13 protein-coding genes are annotated in these 15190 nt (G+C 72.6%); 4 read left to right on the top strand and 9 right to left on the bottom strand.

Annotation, left to right across the window (positions count from 1 at the left end; genetic code table 11):
* Positions 1–7: 7 nt before the first annotated feature.
* Together ACH4RC_RS09115 and ACH4RC_RS09110 are read right to left on the bottom strand one after the other, a co-directional pair.
* Positions 8–340 carry a chorismate mutase gene (locus tag ACH4RC_RS09115; RefSeq protein ID WP_398197271.1) on the bottom strand — a complete coding sequence of 111 codons (333 nt, stop codon included), beginning with the start codon at positions 338–340 and terminating at the stop codon, positions 8–10.
* Between the two features lie 6 nt (positions 341–346).
* Entirely contained in the window at positions 347–1234 is an 888-nt protein-coding gene (locus tag ACH4RC_RS09110; protein WP_398197268.1) for a helix-turn-helix domain-containing protein, read from the bottom strand.
* 547 nt (positions 1235–1781) lie between these two features.
* On the opposite strand from ACH4RC_RS09110, the gene ACH4RC_RS09105 reads away from it, so the two are divergent.
* Positions 1782–3551, top strand: coding sequence for a beta-galactosidase family protein (locus tag ACH4RC_RS09105; protein ID WP_398197266.1), 1770 nt, complete (start codon positions 1782–1784; stop codon positions 3549–3551).
* Between the two features lie 344 nt (positions 3552–3895).
* On the opposite strand, the gene ACH4RC_RS09100 is transcribed toward ACH4RC_RS09105, so the two are convergent.
* Positions 3896–7024: an endo-alpha-N-acetylgalactosaminidase family protein gene (locus ACH4RC_RS09100; RefSeq protein WP_398197264.1), complete on the bottom strand. Its 3129-nt coding sequence runs from the start codon at positions 7022–7024 to the stop codon at positions 3896–3898.
* A gap of 238 nt (positions 7025–7262) precedes the next feature.
* Here ACH4RC_RS09100 and ACH4RC_RS09095 point away from each other — a divergent pair, with 238 nt between their 5' ends.
* Entirely contained in the window at positions 7263–8165 is a 903-nt protein-coding gene (locus tag ACH4RC_RS09095; RefSeq protein ID WP_398197261.1) for a hypothetical protein, read from the top strand.
* A gap of 14 nt (positions 8166–8179) precedes the next feature.
* On the opposite strand, the gene ACH4RC_RS09090 is transcribed toward ACH4RC_RS09095, so the two are convergent.
* From ACH4RC_RS09090 to ACH4RC_RS09065, 6 genes are all read right to left on the bottom strand, one after another.
* Complete coding sequence (locus tag ACH4RC_RS09090; RefSeq protein ID WP_398197259.1) at positions 8180–9115, bottom strand: SDR family oxidoreductase; 936 nt, start codon at positions 9113–9115, stop codon at positions 8180–8182.
* Positions 9112–9912 carry an SDR family oxidoreductase gene (locus ACH4RC_RS09085; protein WP_398197257.1) on the bottom strand — a complete coding sequence of 267 codons (801 nt, stop codon included), beginning with the start codon at positions 9910–9912 and terminating at the stop codon, positions 9112–9114. Before ACH4RC_RS09085 ends, ACH4RC_RS09090 begins: the two co-directional genes overlap by 4 nt.
* Positions 9913–10017: 105 nt before the next feature.
* A complete protein-coding gene (locus tag ACH4RC_RS09080) occupies positions 10018–11649 on the bottom strand; it encodes a DEAD/DEAH box helicase (RefSeq protein WP_398197254.1) in 1632 nt (543 codons plus the stop codon).
* Between the two features lie 103 nt (positions 11650–11752).
* A complete protein-coding gene (locus ACH4RC_RS09075) occupies positions 11753–11956 on the bottom strand; it encodes a cold-shock protein (protein WP_005318814.1) in 204 nt (67 codons plus the stop codon).
* Positions 11957–12099: 143 nt separating this feature from the next.
* Complete coding sequence (locus tag ACH4RC_RS09070) at positions 12100–12705, bottom strand: TetR/AcrR family transcriptional regulator (protein ID WP_398197252.1); 606 nt, start codon at positions 12703–12705, stop codon at positions 12100–12102.
* Positions 12706–12739: 34 nt separating this feature from the next.
* Positions 12740–13318, bottom strand: coding sequence for a HutD family protein (locus ACH4RC_RS09065; RefSeq protein WP_398197249.1), 579 nt, complete (start codon positions 13316–13318; stop codon positions 12740–12742).
* Positions 13319–13412: 94 nt separating this feature from the next.
* Between ACH4RC_RS09065 and ACH4RC_RS09060 the strand changes: the two genes are divergently transcribed.
* Together ACH4RC_RS09060 and ACH4RC_RS09055 are read left to right on the top strand one after the other, a co-directional pair.
* A complete protein-coding gene (locus ACH4RC_RS09060; RefSeq protein WP_398197246.1) occupies positions 13413–14324 on the top strand; it encodes a rhomboid family intramembrane serine protease in 912 nt (303 codons plus the stop codon).
* A 58-nt stretch (positions 14325–14382) separates the two neighbouring features.
* On the top strand, positions 14383–15189 hold the full coding sequence (locus ACH4RC_RS09055; RefSeq protein ID WP_398197244.1) for a chitosanase: 807 nt from the start codon (positions 14383–14385) through the stop codon (positions 15187–15189).
* Position 15190: the final 1 nt, after the last annotated feature.

Raw genomic sequence — 15190 nt, 5'->3', positions numbered from 1 at the left:
GGCCCGGTCAGCGCTTGCTGTCCTCGGCGATCTGTTCGTGGTGGCGGATGACCTCGCTGATGATGAAGTTGAGGAGCTTCTCGGCGAAGGCCGGGTCGAGTTTCGCGCTCTCGGCGAGCTGGCGCAGTCGTTCGATCTGCCGGGCTTCGCGCGCGGGGTCGGCCGGGGGGAGCGCGTGCTCGGCCTTGAGGTGGCCGACCTGCTGGGTGCATTTGAAGCGTTCGGCGAGCATGTGGACGACGGCGGCGTCGATGTTGTCGATGCTGTCGCGGAGGCGGTCGAGCTCGGCGCGGACGGCCGGGTCGACGGGCGGCTGGGATGCGGGCGTACCTGAAGTCATGACAGGTCAGCCTACGTGGAGCATGGGTGGGTCGTCAGGGTCGGGGATGCGGTCGGACCAGCCGCCGGGCACGGCGCGGCCCTGCTGCTCGCGGAAGCGGACGGGTGCGGTGCCGACGCGGCGGGTGAAGAGGCGGGAGAAGTAGGCGGGGTCGTCGTAGCCGACGCGGCGGGCGACGGCGGCGACGGGCAGTTCGGTGGCGGCGAGGAGTTCCTTGGCTCGGCCGAGGCGGATGCCGAGGAGGTAGTCCTTGGGGCTGCAGCCGGCTCCGCGGCGGACGGCGGTGCGCAGTTCGGCGGGGGTCATGCCGTGCCGGGCGGCGTGTTCGGCGACGGACAGCGGCCGGAAGGCGTCGCGGGCGAGGGCCTGGAGGACGGGGTCGCCGTCGGGGGCCATGTCGGCGCGGGCGCGGCGCAGGGCGACGAGGAGTTCGTGGACCGCGGCGCCGGTCTCGACCTCCAGGAGGGGGTTGCCCCGGCGGGCGGCGCGGGCGATGCGGCCGACGACTGCGCGGGCGGCGGCCGCCTCGGAGAGCGGGACGAGGGGCCGGTCGGCGTCGATGTAGCCGAGTTCGGTGTACGTGGCGGTGGCGGGGCCGGTGAAGTCGACGAAGCACTCGTCCCAGCCGGTGTGCGGGTCGGCGCCGTAGTGGTGGGAGGTGCCCGGGGTGAGCCAGAGGAGGGCGGGGGCGGTGACGGGGGCCCGCCGGCCGTCGGGCAGCTCGATCCAGCCGCTGCCCGCCGTGACGACGACGGCGACGTGGTGGTCGAGGGTGCGGGGGCCGACGGCGGGCAGCAGTCCGTGCTGGAGTCCGACGCCGAGGCAGACCAGGCCGAGGCGGTGGTGGACGGGGCTGGGTGTGAAGTACCGCATCCAGGTGTGGTACGTGGACATGTGTCCCCTCCCGTGGTGTTTCGTGCGGGTGGCCTCGGGCCGTTCTTCCGGGGCTCCCCGCGGTGTTCTTCCAGGATTCCTCGTGGCTTCCCGAGGGCTCCTCGTGGCTCTGGTCTTCTGCGGGCTTCCCGTGGCTCTGGTCTTTTGCGGGCTTCCCGTGGCTCTGGTCTTCCGAGGGCTCCTCGCGGCTCTGCTCTTTTGCGGGCTTCTCGCGGCTTCGGTCTTCCGAGGGCTCCTCGCGGCTGCGGTCTTTTGCGGGCTTCCCGTGGCTCTGGTCTTCCGAGGGCTCCTCGCGGCTCTGGTCCTTTGCGGGCTTCCCGTGGCTCTGGTCTTCCGAGGGCTCCTCGCGGCTCTGCTCTTTTGCGGGCTTCTCGTGGCTCCGGTCTTTTGCGGGCTTCTCGTGGCTTCGGTCTTTTGGGGGCTTCTCGTGGTGTCGCGTGGCTCCCGTCCAACACCAGCCGATCTTTGTCCATGGACCCCGTCGCCCGCCAGAGGTGACAGTGGCGGCCGGTGGGTGAGGTGCCCACCAGGCACGAAGGAGCACGTCATGGCCGAGTTCAGGGTGGGCGAGGACGATTTCGAGGTGGACGGCCGTCCGGTGCGGCTGCTCTCGGGCGCCCTGCACTACTTCCGGGTCCACGAGGAACAGTGGGGGCACCGGCTGCGGATGCTGCGCGCGATGGGCCTGAACTGTGTGGAGACGTACGTGCCCTGGAACCTGCACGAGCCGCACGCGGGCGAGGTGCGGGACGCGGCGGCCGTGGGCCGCTTCCTCGACGCGGCGCGCGATGCCGGGCTGTGGGTGATCGTGCGGCCGGGCCCGTACATGTGTGCCGAGTGGGAGAACGGTGGGCTGCCGCACTGGGTGACAGGTGCTCTGGGCTCGCGGATCCGTACCCGGGATGCCGAGTTCCTGGTGGCGGTCGAGCGGTGGTTCCGGGTGCTGATGCCGCACATCGTGGAGCGGCAGGTCGACCGGGGCGGCCCGGTGATCATGGTCCAGGTGGAGAACGAGTACGGGAGCTACGGCTCGGACGCGCGTTACCTGCGGGCGCTGGCTGACCTGTTGGCCGATACCGGTGTGACAGTGCCGCTGTTCACCTCGGACGGGCCCGAGGACCACATGCTGACAGGCGGCTCGGTCCCCGGCGTGCTCGCCACGGCCAATTTCGGCTCCCACGCGCGCGAGGCTTTCGAGACGTTGCGCCGGCACCGGCCGACGGGGCCGTTGATGTGCATGGAGTTCTGGTGCGGCTGGTTCGACCACTGGGGTGCCGAGCACGTCGTACGGGATCCGGGGGACGCGGCGCGGGCGCTGCGCGAGATCCTGGAGTGCGGGGCGTCCGTCAACCTGTACATGGCGCACGGCGGCACGAGTTTCGGTGGCTGGGCCGGGGCGAACCGGGGTGGCGACCTCCACGACGGGCCGCTCGAACCCGACGTCACCTCGTACGACTATGACGCCCCCATCGACGAGTTCGGCCGCCCCACCGAGAAGTTCTGGCTGTTCCGGGAGGTGCTCGGCGCGTACGCGGAGTCGCCGTTGCCGGATGTTCCTGTGGCACCGGCGGTGCTTACGGGTGCGGTGACCGCCGAGTTGGGGGTGTTCACGCCGCTCGATGAGGTGCTGGCGGCGCTCGGTGGGCCGGAGTCGGAGCACGCGGTGCCGCCGTCGTTCGAGGAGCTCGACGTGGACCGGGGTCTGGTCCGCTACGCGGTGACGGTGCCGGGGCCGCGCCGGCCGTACCCCCTCCGGGCCGACGGGCTGCGGGACATCGCCGTCGTGTACGTCGACGGAGAGCGGGCCGGGGTCCTGACGGAGGAGGAACCGGTGCTCCCCGAGCCGGTCGCCGGGCACGCGCGCGTGGAGCTGTGGGTGGAGTCCCTGGGCCGGGTCAACTACGGCCCGCGTACGGGCGAGCGGAAGGGGATCACGGGTGGCCTGCTGCACGAACGCCAGTACCTGCACGGCGTCCGGGCGCGGGGGCTCCGCCTCGACCGGTTCGTGCCTGAGGAGGTCGCTGCGCTGGCGCGGGTTGTGCCGGGGGGCGGGGGCCGGGGTCTGTACCAGGGGGGTTTCGAGGTGGCCTCGGACGGGGTCGGGGATGCGGTGCTCGAACTGGGTGCCGGGTGGACGCGGGGCCTCGTGTGGGTGAACGGGTTCTGCCTGGGGCGGTACTGGGAGGTCGGGCCGCAGCGGGGCTTGTACGTGCCGGGGCCTGTGGTGCGGGCGGGCGGTAATGAGGTGTGGGTGCTTGAGTTGGAGCGGGCGGGTGAGCTGAGGGGGTTGCTGCGCGCCCCCGCGTCCGCCGGATGACCGAGCGCGGGCCCGTCGTGGCTGGTCGCGCCGTTCCCCGCGCCCCTGAAAGACCACAGCCCCTGCCGGGTGACCGCGCATGGACGAGTGCAGATGCGTCGCGGCTGAGCGCGCCGGTCCCCTTCCCCGCGTGCCTGAGGAATCTCGCGGCGTGCTGCCGTGTAGGCCAGCGCTCGTACCTCGTGGGCGGGGGTGCGCCCCTGGGAGTTGTGGCTTTGCCGCGCTTCTCTGGGGGAAATGGCGCACGCAGTGCGCATTTCAGGGGCGCGGGGAACTGCGCGACCAGCCACGACGCACGCGCACGCGCCGACGCGCAGTCACTCGGCGGACGGTCGGCCGGGACCTCAGGTCACATCGAGCTCGGTCACATCGACCTCGGTCACCTCGAACCCGTCCAGCACGAACTCCGCCGTCCCGTGGTCCCCGACCTTCCTGAGCCCCACCCAGGCCTCCCCCTCCGCCGGCGCAGCGAACTCGTACCGCAGTGTGCCGGGCTCCACGGCCACAGGCAGCCCCCGGCGGCTCAGCTCCGTGGCCCCGGGCCCGTCGACCCCGGTGACCCAGGCGTACTGGCCCGCCAGTTCACACTCGTACCGCAGACGCACCCGGTACCGCCGGCCCGGCAGGAAACGGACGGTGTGCGGGACCGTGCGGTAGACGAGGCCCTCGTTCTCGCCGCGGGATTTGAGGGACTGCGTGCCGTCGATGACGTCGTCGATGGTCTTGCCGTTCCAGCCGCGCTGGGTGAAGGGGGCATGGCGCTGGGCGATGTGGGTGCGCGGGTCGGTGGAGCCGCCCGCGTCGCCCTTCACGAAGGGGCCCCAGCCCTGCGGGACGTGCTCGAAGGTCTCCGCGACCACCACACCCGGCCGCTGAACCGGGCGCTCGGCCCTCACCACCCGGACGTTGTCGAAGCGGACCCGTGCCTGCCCGGCGTCAGCGCGCAACGACAGCACCGTGGCGCCGCCCCCCTGCGCCACCGTGAAGTACACGAACATCCGCTGGAAGCGCGTTCCGTGCTTGCGGTCGGCGGCGACATAGTTGCCCGCGGTCGACGTGTCCGTCCAGTTCGTGGCGGACACGCCGTCGGCCGTGCGCACCTCCAGGGAGGCCCGGCGGCGCTCCCCCGCCGACGCACCCACCTCGACCTGGACGGACGCGGCGTACGTCCCCGGGGCGAGCCGGCTCAGGCGCTGCGCGACGGTCGCCGCGGCGCCGGGTGCGACGACCAGTTCGTAGTCGCCGAGGTCGCTGCGCACGACAGAGGCCGGGCCCGTCACCTGCCAGCCCTTCAGTGAACCCGCGTGGAAGCCCGGGTCGTGCAGCGGCGTGCCCTCGCCCCAGGCCGGGTCGCGGGTCAGATCGGTGCGGCGGCGGTACACCACGTAGGGCTGGTCGGCGTCTGCGGTGAGCGTGACCTTGCCGTCGGCTACGGGGACGTGGGAGACGAAGACGCGGCCCTGGTCGGTGAGGCGGTACAGGGCGACGCGGGACAGCCGCGCCCACGCGCGTGGGAGCTGCCACGCGCTCGTCCCGCCGGCCGGGTTGTAGTGGTACAGCTTCGCCGGGTCGTCCGCTGTGCGGGGCTCCCAGGGCAGCAGATACGTGCCGTCGTCGTAGACGAGGCGGCCGTCGGTGGTGATGCGGCGGGCGCCCTGCGCATCGCTGACCGAGGTGCGCTCGTCGCCGAAGAACGTGATCTCGTGGTCGGCCCATGTCCTGACCGGCCGCGCCTGGAGGTACTTCGCGGGGAGCGCGTGCGTCCAGATCAGGCGGTAGAACGCCGTCCAGTCCGTCTTCCCCGTCCAGCCCTCGAAGTTGCCCATCCGGGCGGCGCCGAGGAGGGTCGGCCATTTGTCGGCGAAGACGTCCTTCTGGTGGTGGCGGACGAAGCGGATGAGCTGTGAGTTGATGCCTCGGGAGGTGTCGGGGCCGTAGTCGGTCTCGGTCGCCCAGTGCGACCACAGGGACGAGCGTTCGAAGCCGTGGCCCCATTCGGACGTGACGTTCCACCCTTGGTCGCGGAAGGCGCGCTGGAGGCGGTCGGAGGTCCAGCCGGACTCGCGGAACACGTCGATGTAGAGGGTGTTGAGGGCGGGCTCGGTGTCGCGGCGCAGGGCGGCGAAGCGTTCGATGATGTCGCCGGAGACGAGGTCGCGGCGCTGGTCGATGCGGTAGCTCTGGTCGAGCCAGTCCCACTGTTCGTTCGTCTTGTCGACCAGGGTCTCGGAGAAGGCGTGGGCGACCGGGTAGGACTCGGTGGCGTTGACGTGCACGCCGAAGTCGCTGTTCCACTCGGCGCCTGCGCGGACCAGGGTGTTGAGGTCGGGGAGGCCGCCCGCGCGCGTGTTGTAGTTCCCGGCGTAGTCGGGGTGGGCGGAGTCGTGGCCCTCGGACTGGTAGCCCTTGAGGAGCGTGTACTGGCGCAGGCCGTCGGTGGCGAGCGAGATGCGTTTGACGTTGTCGAGGGTGGCCAGGAAGGGGTTGGTCGCCTGGGAGGCGAAGTTGAACGGGATGTGCGGGACGACCCGCAGGTGCTGTGTTTCGGCGCCGCGGGGGGTGACGGCGATGGACCGGAAGGCGATGGCGGCGTCCTGCCAGTCGACGCGGCCGTCACCGTTGCGGTCACCGGTGATGATCACGGTCGCGTACGGGAGGGGTTCGGTGGCGTCGACGGGGGCCGTGGCGGCGCGGTGCGTCCACTGGCCGGGCGCGAGGCGCACCTCCGTGTACCCGTCGGAGGCGCGCACGACGGTCTCCCGCCACAGGCGGCCGTTCTCCCAGGTCGCGCCGCCGGTCGGCTTGTCGTGGACGGTGTTGGTCTCGATGGCGCCGCCGAGCGTGTCGTGCGCGAGCACGGCGTAGGCGCAGCCGGTGGGCGCCTCGGCCGGGCTGTCGGGCTTCGGTGCGACGAGGGTGTCGCCGCTCTGCGCCTTGTCGAGCTGGACCCTCGCGGCGAGCAGCGCCGCGCCGGGCTGGTCGCTGCGTACGGAGAGCAGGGCGAGCCCGGGGATCTGGAGGGTGCCGACGCGCAGGGCGGCGGTGTCGTGGATGCGGGTGACGCGCCAGTCGACGCGGTGTCCCTCGACCGTGATCCGTACGTCGATGGTGGCGGCGGCGCCGGGGAAGGTGAGCCGGTAGTCGGCGTGGTCCCGGCCGATCCGGGACGTCACCTCGGGGGTGTGGGCGGCACCGTCGACGAGCACCGTGGTGACCGGGTCGGGCGTGCCGTGCAGGACGGCGCCGGTGGCGCGGTCGGTGTAGGAGACGACGGCCGGGAAGCCGGTGGCGACTCGGACGGTGAGGTCCGGGGAGCGGAGCACGGCGGCCGGGTCCCGGGTGTCGGCGCCGTGGGCGGTGGCGGCGCCGGTGAGGCCGAGCGTCAGGCTCACGCCCGTGGCGGCGCCCGCGGTGACGACGGCCCTGCGGCTGGGGTGCTGCTCGGACTCCTCTGACGGATCGGTGGGCGGCACGTGGCACTCCTTACGGGGGTACGGGGAGCTGAGGGCCTGGCTTCGGACGAGGTGCCGATCACCATGCGCCGCGTGGGGCGGGGGCGCCCATGGACAAAGGAGGGACAGGTGTTGGACTAACGGACGCGCGACGGCGTCCGGGCCCGTACGGGAGCGGGCGGGCGGCCTTACGCTGGGAGCGCCGGGTCCGGGGGCGGCCCCCGGGGGTGCATGGCCCGGCGGCCCCTGGGGGTGCGCGGTGAACGGCGGTCCTGTGGTGCACGGCTATCCGCATCTGGAGACCGTGCGGGCGGCGGTCACCGCGCTGTACAAGCGGCTCTCGTACGACACGGTGCACACGTTCGCGACGAGCGTCGCCCCGGCCGACGTGGCCTTCGGCGACCAGGACGATCTGCACCTCGGTGCGCAGCGCGTGGCGCGCGAGCTGGTGCGCCACTACCACCTGCCGGACGCGCGGATGATCGTCGGGTTCCGGGAGATGGAGCACGCGGCGAGCGTCGAACTGGCGGCGGGGCCCGAGTACTTCATCGAGCTGAACGACCGTTTCCGTACGCACCGCCGGGACATCGGCGCGGCCCTGGCGCACGAGATCATGCACGTCTACCTGCACCGTCTGGACCTGTCGTTCCCGGGGACGCGGGACAACGAGATCCTCACCGACACCGCCGCCACGTATCTCGGCGCGGGCTGGCTGCTCCTGGACGCCTACCGGGAGGACGCGGCGTCGTCGCAGAAGCTGGGCTATCTGACGCCGGAGGAGTTCGGGTACGTCCTGGCGAAGCGTTCGCTCGCGTTCGGGGAGGCGCCGGAGACGTGGTTCACCAGCGCGCAGGCGTACACGGCGTACACGAAGGGGCTCGCGCAGGCGCGCCGCGACGAGCAGCAGCCCCCGCTGACGGCGGCGGGCTGGGCGGGCCGCCGCCGCTACGCGAAGGACCGCCGTTACGCCCAGGACCACGGTGCCCGGGGGCCCGCCCCCGCGGGCCCGTACACCTTCTCGGCGGACGGCCCGCAAGGCCGGGCGGGGCTACGGGTGTCGTTTCCCTGCCCCACCTGCCACCAGCGGATCCGGGTGCCGGTACGGGGGCGGGTCAGGGCGCGGTGCGGGTTGTGCCGGACGGTGCTGGAGTGCGACACGTAGAACCGGGCTGTTCCTCACGACGCCCCGTACACCGCCCCCGGCGCCTGTGCCCGCGCCAGCAGCTCCCGTACCGCCGCGCCCGCCCCCGCCGGAGTCCACCGTTCCGCCTTGTCGACCGTCGGCCCGGGGTGCCAGCCCTCCATGACGGTGATGCGGCCGCCCTCGACCTCGAAGACGCGGCCGGTGACGCCGTCCCCGGTGGCGGCGGAGCCGAGCCAGACCACGAGCGGGGAGACGTTCTCCGGCGCCATCGCGTCGAAGCCGCCGCGCTCGGGGGCGGCCATCGAAGCGGCGAACGTCGCCTCGGTCATCCGGGTGCGGGCCGCGGGCGCGATCGCGTTGACCTGGACGCCGTACCGGCCGAGTTCGGCGGCGGCCACGAAGGTCAGGCCGAGGATCCCGGCTTTCGCCGCGCTGTAGTTGCCCTGCCCGACCGATCCCGACAGCCCCGCGCCGGACGATGTGTTGACGATCCGGGCCGCGACCGGCCGCCCCGCCTTGGCCTGGCTCCGCCAGTACGCCGCCGCGTGCTTCAGGGGCAGGAAGTGCCCTTTCAGATGGACGCGCATCACGGCGTCCCAGTCGTCCTCGTCCAGGTTGACGAGCATCCGGTCGCGCAGGAACCCGGCGTTGTTCACCAGGGTGTCGAGCCGGCCGAAGGTGTCGACGGCGGTGGCCACGAGCGACGCGGCGCCCTCGCTGGTGGCGACGTCCCCGCCGTGGGCGGTGGCCTCCCCGCCCGACGCCCTTATCTCGCGGACGACTTGAGCGGCCGGGCTCTCCGCCCCCGGTGCGCCGTCGAGGCCCACTCCCAGGTCGTTCACGACGACCTTCGCGCCCTCGGCCGCGTACGCGTGGGCGTGTGCGCGCCCCAGTCCACGACCGGCACCGGTGACGGCCACGACCCGCCCCGCGCACAGCCCGCTCCCGCCGGCCTTCGCCTCGCTCACGTCACGCCCCCTTTGCCGCCCGTTCTTGTCGGCCGTTCTCGTCGGCCGTTCTTGTTGACCGTCGCCGCGTCCAGGAACGCGGGGCGTTCGCCGCCGCCGTGCAGGAGCAGGCTGGCTCCGGTGATGTACGAGGCCGCGTCCGAGGCCAGGAAGACAGCGGCGGCGCCGATCTCGCGCGGCTCGGCGAGGCGGCCGAGCGGGACGGTGGCGCCGACCGCCGCGATCCCGGCCTCGTCCCCGTAGTGCAGGGCGGAGAGTTCGGTGCGCACCATGCCGAGCACGAGGGTGTTGACGCGGATGCCGGGGGCCCACTCCACGGCCATGGACCGCGCGAGGTTCTCCAGGCCCGCCTTGGCCGCTCCGTACGCGGCCGATCCTGGCGAGGGGCGGGTCCCGCTGACGCTGCCGATCATGACGATGGAGCCGTGCGCGGCGGCCAGTTGTTCGCGGGCGGCGAGGGAGGCCGTCAGGGGCGCGGTCAGGTTGAGCTCGATCACGCGCGCGTGGCGCTCCGCGTCGCTGTCGCCGAGCAGCCGGTACGGGGTGCCACCCGCGTTGTTGACGAGGACGTCGACGCGGTCGAGCCGGGCGAAGAGGTCCTGGACGGCGGTCGCGTCCCGCAGATCGACCGGGAGGAACTCGCAGCCGGGAAGGGGCCGTTCGGGCGGGCGGCGGGCGCAGACGACGACCCGGGCCCCGGCGCGTACGAACGCGTCGGCGATGCCCGCGCCCACGCCCCTGGTGCCGCCGGTGACGACGGCGGTCCGTCCGCTGAGGTCCGCGCCGACAGCCGTCATACAGCCCTCCCTCCCACCAAACAAACGTTAGGTGGGAGGGAGGGTGCGCGTCTAGGCCGCGGCCTTACGGCGTCTCTGCCTCTGGGCTGCGGCCTTGTGGCGTCTCTAGGCCGCGGCCTTACGGGGTCCGCGCGGGCCCTGACCGCGTCGGCTGGAGCCCGACGCCGTACCGCTCGCCGCACCGGCACCCGCGCCCGTACCCGAGCGGCGACGGCCACCGGACGCGCCCTGGCCGGAGCGCTGACCCCCCTGGGCCGAGCGCTGGCCCTCGCCGCGACCGGAGCGCTGACCACCCTGCGCCGAACGCTGGCCCTCGCCGCGACCGGCCGCGGGGGAACCTCCACGGGAGCGGCGCGAGGAACGGCGCGGCTTGCCGGCCGACTCCGCCGTGGCCTGCTCGGGCACGGAGATCGTCACGGCCACGCCGGAGGGCTCACGCGCGCCGGTGATGGTCACCAGCTCCTCGTCGGTGGAGCGGACCTGGGTCGTGCGGGGCTGCACCTTGGCGTCCCGCATGAGCCGCTGCACGTCACGCTTCTGCTCGGGGAGCACGAGCGTGACGACGCTGCCGGACTCACCGGCGCGGGCGGTACGGCCGCCGCGGTGCAGGTAGTCCTTGTGCTCGGTGGGCGGGTCGACGTTGACGACCAGGCCGAGGTCGTCGACGTGGATGCCGCGCGCCGCGACGTTCGTGGCGACGAGTGCGGTGACCCGGCCGTCCTTGAACTGCTCCAGGGTGCGGTTGCGCTGCGGCTGGCTGCGGCCGCCGTGCAGCGGCGCGGCGAGCACGCCGCTCGCGAGGAGCCGCTTGGCCAGCCGGTCGGCGGAGCGCTTGGTGTCGACGAAGAGGATGACGCGGCCTTCACGGGCGGCGATGCGCGCGGTGACGGCCTTCTTCTCGGTCTCGTCGAGGACGTGCAGGACGTGGTGTTCCATCGTGGTGACGGCGCCCGCGGACGGGTCGACCGAGTGCACGACGGGGTCGGTGAGGAACTGCTTGACGAGCCGGTCCACGTTCCGGTCGAGCGTCGCCGAGAAGAGCATGGTCTGGCCGCCGTGCGCGACCTGCTTGAGCAGGGCGGTGACCTGCGGCATGAAGCCCATGTCGGCCATCTGGTCGGCCTCGTCGAGGACGGTGATCCGGACCTGGCCGAGGGCGCAGTCGCCGCGCTCGATGAGGTCCTTCAGACGGCCCGGGGTGGCGACGACGACCTCGGCGCCGCGGCGCAGCTGACCGGCCTGGCGGCCGATCGACATGCCGCCGACGACGGTGGCCATGCGCAGGTTGAGCGCGGTGGCGTACGGGGTGAGGGCGTCGGTGACCTGCTGGGCGAGTTCGCGCGTGGGGACGAGCACGAGCGCCAGCGGGGTCTTCGGCTCGGCCCTGTTCCCGGCGGTGCGGGCGAGCAGCGGGAGGCCGAAGGCGAGGGTCTTGCCGGACCCGGTGCGGCCGCGGCCGAGCAGGTCGCGTCCGGCGAGGGAGTTGGGCAGCGTCGCGGCCTGGATCGGGAAGGGCGCGGTGACGCCCTGTGCCGCCAGGGTCTTCAGGAGCGCGGCGGGCATGTCGAGGGCGGCGAAGTCTTCGACCGGGGGCAGCGCGGGGCTGCTGTTCTCCGGCATGGTGAACTCGCGGGGCGGCGTGGGCTGCTGCCGGCGCTGCTGCTCGGGGGCGCGCCGCCTGCCGGCTGATGCGGGGCGGGGACTGCGACGGCTGGACGGGCGGGCTGAGCTGGCCATGCGGCATGCCTTCCGGGGGGATCTCCGGGGGTCCGGGGGGTGGGGACAGCGCGAGCCGGGGCCCGCACCATGACGGTGCGGGCCCCGGCCCGGTGAAGCTGGATCAGGCGGGGAGGATGTTCTCCGCCTGCGGGCCCTTCTGGCCCTGCGTGACGTCGAAGGTCACCTTCTGGCCTTCCTGGAGCTCGCGGAAGCCCGAGGTGGCGATGTTCGAGTAGTGGGCGAAGACGTCAGCGCCGCCGCCGTCCTGCTCGATGAAGCCGAAGCCCTTTTCCGAGTTGAACCACTTAACGGTACCGGTGGCCATGAAATTCTCCTTGAAACAGGTAGCAGCCCCCCATTCCGAGAACGCCCCGGCAAAACAATAATGCGCCTGAGGAACATTCCCGTCAGGCGCACATAAAGTCTATGGGTACCAAAACTGCAACACGCTGAGCGTAGCACGCTTTTTCAGCTGGCCGCGAGTCCGTCCAGGACCATGGTCAGGTACTGGCGGGCGATCTCGTCCGGACTGTGCTGTCCGCCCGGGCGGTACCAGGAGGCGGCGACCCAGACGGTGTCGCGGACGAAGCGGTAGGCGAGGCGGAGGTCGAGGTCGGCGCGGAAGACCTGGTCGGCGACGCCGCGCTCCAGGGTCGTCAGCCACGTCCGCTCGAAGCGGCCCTGCGACTCGGTGAGGAACGCGAACCGCTCCTGCCCGGCAAGCTGCCTGGCCTCGCGCTGGTAGATCGCGACGGCGGCGCGGTGCCGGTCGATCTCCCGGAAGGACTCGGTGACGAGCGCCTCCAGGGTCTCCCGCGGCCCGAGACCGGCGTCGAGCACGGTGTCGTAGCCGGCCCACAGCTCGTCGAGGAAGGTCCGCAGGATCTCCTCCAGCATCGATTCCTTGGAGTCGAAGTGGTAGTAGAGGCTGCCGGCGAGCAGGCCCGCCTCGTCGGCGATCTTGCGGACGGTGGTGGCGTCGTAGCCCTGGGCGGCGAAGACCCCGGCGGCGGTCTCCAGGAGTTCGCGGCGCCGCTCGTCGGGGGCGACCTGTGGCTTCTTCTTCGTAGGCACACCCCTATTGTGGTCCGCCGTCACAGCCCGCCCGTCACAGCCCGCCGACGACGGCCACGGGGCCCCGCGCGTGCAGCGTGCCCGCCCCCTCGCCCGCTCCCTCGCCCGCTCCTTCGACGAGTACGGCGTCGTAGCGGCCGAGCGCGTACCCCGCGACCTGCGCGCCTTCCCCGGTGAGGGCGACGACGAGAGTGGTGCCGGGCGCGAGGGTCAGGCGGCCTCGGACGACGGCGACGGCCGGGGGCGCGGGGAGGGCGGTCCGGCGCCACATGACGTTGAGGTTCACGACGGGCCCGCCGAGGAGGCGGCAGCCGGTGGCCACGTCACCGGCGAAGTCCCGGGGTTCGCGGAGGGAGCCGACGAGCGCGGGGCGGCCGTCGACGGTCAGCTCCATTCCGTCGCCCTCGACCATGGTGAGCGTCCGGTCGACGCCGGGGAACGCGGAGAACGGCCCGTCCGCGGCCACCTCGGCGAGGCTGACCCGCCAGCCGAACCCGGCCATGTCCGCGCCCCGCGGCGAGCAGGCGATCTCGCGGGTGACGCCGCCGCCGTTCTTCCAGGCGACGGCGGTGCGGTCGGCGGCGGGCAGCACCCGCACGGCAGTGGCGATCATGGTCGCCGAGGGTACGCCGGGACACCCGCGCCGACCAGGCACGCGGCGTTGGCTATGTTGTTCGCGCCTACGTTGATGACCTCAGGAGCCGGCCGTGGAGCCCACCTCTCAGTCCGCCGCGACACCGATGTGCTATCGCCACACCGACGTCGGGACGCACGTCACCTGCACGCGCTGCGACCGGCCGATATGCCCCGACTGCATGCGGGAGGCCTCGGTCGGCTTCCACTGCCCGGAGTGCGTGCGCGAGGGGTCGCGTTCGGTGCGCCAGGCCCGCACCGTGGCCGGGGGCCGGATCTCGGCCGTGCCGCTGGTGACGTACGCCCTGATCGCGGTGAACGTCCTCGCGTACGTCGGTGAGATCGTCCGGCCCGGCATCGTCGAGCAGTTGCAGATGCTCGGCCGGGGCCTGGTCGGTCCCGACGGGGCGCGCTACGTCTACCAGGAGTACTACCCGGCGGGCTTCCACGCCGACGGTGTGGCCGCCGGCGAGTGGTACCGGCTGCTGACCGGTGCTTTCCTGCACCTCCCGCCCGGTGACAACCCGTTCGCGTTCCTGCACATCCTGCTCAACATGGCCTCGCTGTGGAGCCTCGGCCGGATCGTCGAGGCCCAGCTGGGCCGTGCGCGCTACCTCGCGCTCTACCTCGTCTCCGCGCTCGGCGGCTCCGTCCTGGTGATGCTGCTCGCGCCCGAGACCCCGACGGTCGGCGCGTCCGGCGCGATCTTCGGCCTCGGCGCCGCGTACTACGTGGTCATGCGGCGGCTCGGGACGGACATGCGCCAGGTCAACCAGTTCATGGCGTCCTTCCTGCTGTGGATGCTGCTCTCCATCAGGTTCACGTCGTGGCAGGGCCACCTGGGCGGCCTGCTCACGGGCGCGCTGGTGACGGCTGCGCTCGTCCACGCGCCGCGCGAGCGCAGGAACCTCGTGCAGGGGCTGGCGTGCGGGGCGGTGGTCGCGCTGCTCGTGGTGCTGACGGCGGTGAAGGTGGCCGCGCTCTAGATCGACTCGGCTGATCGACTCGGTCAACCCGGCGGCGGGGCCCGCATACGCTGTCCCCATGAACCGCGCGGGCCGCCTCCTCCTCTCCTTCCTCGCCGTGGCCTCGCTGTCCACGGTGGCGGTCTCCTGCCGCCCCACCGAGGCGAAGCCCGCGCACGGCGCCGCCGCGTCCGGGCTCGCCGCGCCGGACAAGAAGGAGCTGGCGCAGCAACTTGTCTCCAGCGCGGAGAACTCGACGCTGAACTGGCGTGGCCAGTACGGGTACATCGAGGACATCGACGACGGCCAGGGCTACACGGCGGGCATCATCGGCTTCTGCACCGGCACCCACGACCTGCTCGCGCTGGTCGAGCGGTACACGAAGGCGCACCCGGACAACGGTCTGGCCCGCTATCTCCCCGCGCTGCGCGAGGTGGACGGCACGGACTCCCACGAGGGGCTGGACCCCGGTTTCACGGCGGCGTGGAAGGCGGAGGCGAAGGTGGCCGCGTTCCGCGAGGCGCAGGACGAGGAGCGCGACCGCGTCTACTTCGACCCCGCGGTCCGCCTCGCCGAGGGCGACGGCCTGGGCACGCTCGGCCAGTTCATCTACTACGACGCGATGGTCATGCACGGCCGCTCCGGCCTCCACGACCTGCGCGAACGCGCGATGAACGAGGCGGACACCCCGGCCGAGGGCGGCTCCGAGAAGGGGTACCTCGACATCTTCCTGGACGTCCGCACCGAGCGGATGAAGACCGAGAAGGCCCACCGGGACACGTCCCGTGTGGAGACCGCCCAGCGCACGTTCCTGTACGACGGCAACCTGTCCCTGCGCACACCGCTGACGTGGCAGGTGTACGGGGAGACGTACCGGGTGCCGTGAC

Origin of the sequence: Streptomyces sp. NPDC016845 (assembly GCF_044332585.1) — a bacterium.
Taxonomy (GTDB): Bacteria; Actinomycetota; Actinomycetes; order Streptomycetales; family Streptomycetaceae; genus Streptomyces.
Note: the sequence above shows the minus strand (reverse complement) of the source record. Positions and strands in the feature narration are given on the sequence as shown.